General features: G+C 25.5%; 5 protein-coding genes. All 5 read right to left on the bottom strand.

Annotated elements, in window-relative coordinates; translation table 11 throughout:
• Positions 1–221, bottom strand: a 221-nt coding sequence (locus tag H9660_RS15905; protein WP_191751348.1) for a hypothetical protein, incomplete at its 3' end; no start/stop codon positions are given.
• A gap of 24 nt (positions 222–245) precedes the next feature.
• The gene (locus H9660_RS15900) at positions 246–905 is read right to left on the bottom strand and encodes a sugar transferase (protein ID WP_191751347.1); all 660 of its coding nucleotides are present in this window, start codon (positions 903–905) and stop codon (positions 246–248) included.
• Positions 887–1,699, bottom strand: a complete 813-nt coding sequence (locus tag H9660_RS15895) for a tyrosine-protein phosphatase (protein ID WP_191751346.1) — start codon at positions 1,697–1,699, stop codon at positions 887–889. Before H9660_RS15895 ends, H9660_RS15900 begins: the two co-directional genes overlap by 19 nt.
• A 213-nt stretch (positions 1,700–1,912) precedes the next feature.
• The gene (locus H9660_RS15890; protein ID WP_191751345.1) at positions 1,913–2,566 is read right to left on the bottom strand and encodes a CpsD/CapB family tyrosine-protein kinase; all 654 of its coding nucleotides are present in this window, start codon (positions 2,564–2,566) and stop codon (positions 1,913–1,915) included.
• A gap of 9 nt (positions 2,567–2,575) precedes the next feature.
• Positions 2,576–3,253, bottom strand: a complete 678-nt coding sequence (locus H9660_RS15885; RefSeq protein ID WP_191751344.1) for a YveK family protein — start codon at positions 3,251–3,253, stop codon at positions 2,576–2,578.
• Positions 3,254–3,586: the final 333 nt, after the last annotated feature.

Below are 3,586 nucleotides of genomic sequence, written 5' to 3'. Positions count from 1 at the left end.
TAAATAAACTTAAAATTTTCCCAAAGTCTTAATATCAAATTTTTTTCTATTGTCCCATTAAAAATATATACATTATTAAATTTTTTTTTAATTTTATTATATAGTTCTTTATCCATATTAAAGTCCTTAAATATAATAATATCACCCTTATTATTGTTAGTTTCCATATCAGCAATAGATAGTACTAAGTGATACGCTGTATTTATAATATACAATTTCATTTTTCTTCATCTCCTAAAATGAATTCAAAAAGCATTTTTATCTCCTAATAACACCAAAAACGTCTTAAATATAAGCTTTAAATCTAATAAAAAGCTTCTATCTTCTACATACTTTAAATCTAGCTTCATCCAGTCTTCAAAATCTATATTATTTCTTCCTGAAACTTGCCAATAACATGTAAGTCCAGGCTTTACATCTAATCTTTTTAGCATCCATTTTTCAAATTTAGCGACTTCTTTAGGAAGGCTTGGTCTAGGCCCAACTAAACTCATTTCTCCCTTTAAGACATTTATTAATTGTGGAAGCTCATCAATACTTGTTTTTCTTATAAACTTACCTACTTTAGTAACTCTAGGATCATCTTTGATTTTAAACATAGGTCCAGACATTTCATTTTGCTTTGCTAATTTTTCTTTTAGTTCCTCTGCATTTTTCACCATAGATCTAAATTTATACATATTAAATTCTTTTCCATTTAACCCTACCCTCTTTTGTAAAAATATAATAGGTCCCTTGGATTCTAATTTTATAAAAATAGCCACAATTAGTATTATTGGACTTAATATTATTAACCCAATGATTGAACAAAGAATATCTAAAACTCTTTTAAAAAACATATATATAATTTTTTCATCCTTAGTTATTACTTCTGTATTACTAGCTTCTATTTGAAGTTTCTCCATATTACTCCCCCCTTTTTTATAAAGTTAATATTTACTAAACCTAACAGTCCCTTTTTTTCTTTTAACTTAGTTCCTTTAAATATTATTTCTTCATCTTTTAAAAGCTCTTCCCCAGAAGCCTTTAAATATTTAAAATAATTTTCATCTCTTATCTTTAAAGCTTCTATTCCTTCACTCATATTAGGATTTCTATTTTCATCTCTATGTGCATCTGAGCCAAAGAAGCTATATATTCTATGTTTTAAAAATATATCTGCTGTTTTCTTTACTTCTTTTCCAAAATCACCAATTATACTTCCTATATTTAGCTGAAAAAGAAATCCTTCTTTTATAAATTCATTTATCAAAGAAGGATTTTTTATAAAAATATTATATCTTTCAGGATGGGCAATAATAGGCACTATCCCTTTTAATTGTAATTCATATAAAACTTCAAGCACTTCTTTAACTGAAAAATTTCTCATATTAAACTCAATCAACATATATCTTGAGTTATTAATTGTTCCTATTAATTTTTGTTCATATTTTTCTAATATATTTGTTGTAAAATAAACTTCTTGTCCACAATAAATTTCAATATCTAAAGCTTCTTCTTTAGCTAAATCTTTTAATTCTTTACACCTTATTTTTACACTTTCTATTGGTACTTCATAATGTCCTGGTAAATAATGAGGTGTAAGTACTAATTTGCTTGTTCCACCTTCACTAGCTTGCTTTAACATATTTAAAGTCATTTCTCTAGATTTAGAACCATCATCAATATCCCAAATCAAATGAGAATGCAAATCAACCATTTAACTCCCTCCAAACCGCATTTAGCATATAATGTCTTTTACACTTTTATGTTAAATAAGTATTTTTTGCCTTATTTCTTCCAAAAAAATATAGTTAAACTATGTAAAGTTAATAACTGTTATTCAATGATAATTTAGGAAAGAATTTAGCAAAGCTAAATTATCATTTCCTAAACTTTAAATTTTTCTTATTATATCTTCTTCAATTATTAACTATTTTTCACCATAGTAATAATAATATTTATTTCTACTTCCATCTACTCCATTTAATACTGTTCCAATTATATTTGCATTAACTTTCTTAAGTAAATTTACTGCATTTTGAACTGATTCCTTTTTTGTTCTCTCTGCTCTTACTACTAATATAGTACCATCTGACTTTGTAGAAAGAATTTGAGAATCTGTAACAGCTTGTACAGGTGGAGTATCTAATATTATATAATCAAAAGTTTCTTTAAGACTTTCTAGTAAATTACTCATTGTTTTTGATGAAAGCATTTCTGATGGATTTGGTGGTATTTTACCAGAAGTTAATATAACTAAGTTTTTGTTGTATCTATGTACAACTTTAGTTAATTCCTCTTTCCCCACTATTACATCAGAAAGTCCAACTAAATTTGAAATTTTAAACTTTTTATGTATAGATGGTTTTCTTAAATCACAATCTATTAATATAACTTTCTTATTATCTTGAGCTATAGATAAAGCTAAATTCCCAGCTGTTGTGGATTTTCCTTCCCCTGGTTCAGAACTTGTTACTACTATAACTCTATATTCTTTATCAAAAGATGAATACTGTATATTTGTTCTAAGAGTTCTATAGCTTTCTGCCGCTATAGACTTTGGTTCTTTTTCAACTATAAACATAAATTCCTCCTATAGATCATTAACTGTAGGAATTGTTCCTATTACTGGAATATCTAATTCTCTTTCTAATTGATCTTTATTTTTAAAGGTATTATCTAAAAATTCTAATAAGAATGCTAATCCAACTCCAACCATTAAACCTAATAAAAATGCTATTGCTATATTCATTTTCTTATTAGGACTAACTGGTTCTTCTGGTAATTCTACAGATTCTATTATTTGAATATTTCCATTAGGAACCAATTCTTTAGAAGTTTTTACAAATTCTTTAGCTACTTCTTCTATAACTACCTTTGCTACTTGTGGATTATTATTTTTATACTTAATTTGTAAAATTTGAGTATTACTTACTGTTTCTACTGTTAAATCACTTAAAACTTGAGCTGGCTCTAAGTCAACATTAACTCCTTTTAAACTTCTTGAAATTAAATCTTTAGTTTTTATAGCTTCAGAATAAGTTTTCATTAAATTTTGATACATAAGAACGTCACTTTGGCTATAATTCTGACTTTCAGTTCCATCTTTTCCTATAAAAACTTTAGTACTTGCTTCATATTGTGGTTTTATTATAAAAAAACTTAAAACAGCTGAAATTATAGTTGCTATTAAAGTAATTGAAAGTATCATTAACCACCTTTTTTTTAGAGCATCAAACAGCTCGTCCAGTCTTATCACTTGCTCTTCCAATCTTTTTCCTCCTAACGCACTTTTAACTAATTTTCATCAATTATTTCCACAAATTATTTTAATTTAATTACTATTTTTATTCAACCCTAAAGTTACAAATACACCCTAAAATTTATACTGTTTTCATATATATTTAATTTAAAATGTATATTTTTTAATTAAGTTATAATTATAAACTAAATGTGAATAATTTAAAATTTATTTTTCTATTCTTTTAACAATTAAAATTATATCATTTTTGTTAATTATTTGTCGTTGAAATTATTTACACATTTAGACATTTCCACTCTTTATAACACTTTTTCTACATTATTCTTCACTTTAGATATATAC

The sequence above is a fragment of the Clostridium gallinarum genome (genome assembly GCF_014836325.1).
Lineage (GTDB): Bacteria > Bacillota > Clostridia > Clostridiales > Clostridiaceae > Clostridium > Clostridium gallinarum.
The sequence above is the reverse complement of the archived record's forward strand: the minus strand, read 5'-3'. Positions and strand labels throughout refer to the sequence as shown.

Bases quoted from the DNA above. Each gene is read 5' to 3' on its own strand.
- H9660_RS15890 (WP_191751345.1), bottom strand. From the start codon at position 2,566: ATGTTTATAGTTGAAAAAGAACCAAAGTCTATAGCGGCAGAAAGCTAT.
- H9660_RS15900 (WP_191751347.1), bottom strand. From the start codon at position 905: ATGGAGAAACTTCAAATAGAAGCTAGTAATACAGAAGTAATAACTAAG.
- H9660_RS15895 (WP_191751346.1), bottom strand. From the start codon at position 1,699: ATGGTTGATTTGCATTCTCATTTGATTTGGGATATTGATGATGGTTCT.